This window comes from Bacillus sp. LR--39, assembly GCF_053613335.1.
On record NZ_JBSIOT010000636.1, the window covers coordinates 1 to 822 of the forward strand.

Annotated in this window: 1 protein-coding gene; it reads left to right on the top strand. The window is 52.2% G+C overall.

Features of this window, described 5'->3' with window-relative positions:
* Nucleotides 1-754, top strand: a 754-nt coding sequence (locus ACWHAR_RS25475; protein ID WP_452088233.1) for an FAD-dependent monooxygenase, incomplete at its 5' end; no start/stop codon positions are given.
* Nucleotides 755-822 lie beyond the last annotated feature (68 nt).

An 822-nucleotide genomic window follows, 5' to 3' on the forward strand; every position in this document is an offset into this window, starting at 1 on the left:
TGACTTCGGTTTAACAGACCCTTCGTGGATGTCGCGGTTCGGGAACGCCGCGCGCCAAGCGAAACGGTATCGGGACGGCAGAATCTTTCTTGCGGGTGATGCCGCGCATATTCATTTTCCAGCGGGCGGGCAAGGACTGAATGTCGGCCTTCAGGATGCAATGAACCTCGGGTGGAAACTGGCGGCGGCCATCAAAGGCTCTGCGCCTTCTTGGCTTTTGGACAGCTACCATGACGAGCGGCATCCGGCAGCGGAAGGGCTCCTCAGAAACACGGAGGCACAGACAAACCTGATCGATTTCACTCAAGCAGGCCTCCATTTGCGAAGCATGATGTCGGAGCTGCTGGCCTTCCCTGATGTGAATCGATATGTAGCGGGGCAAATTTCTGCGCTCGATGTCAGATATGAAGCTGATCGTACCATGCCGCCGAATCGTTTGAACGGGGCAAGGCTCCCTGACATGAAGCTGATTCTTTCCGACGGCAATTCGGAACGGCTGTACAGCTTTCTCCAAAACGGGACATTCGTTTTGCTGTCATTGAGGCAGGAAGCTGATGATCATATCGAAGTAAAAGGCTTACGTACGGTAACCGCCTCGCTTGCAGAACCGAATGAAAAGTTGCGGGATGTGCATACCATATTGATTCGTCCCGATGGACATGTAGCCTGGGCGGTGGATGCATCAGCGCCCGATTGTTCCGAGGTGATTCAAAAAGGGATCAGCCGCTGGTTTTCCGTTACCAGCCGAGTATAATTCAATTCGATTGTTTCATCTGTAACAAAACGGTATGATAGAAGAAACAATCGAATGAAAAAGGATGG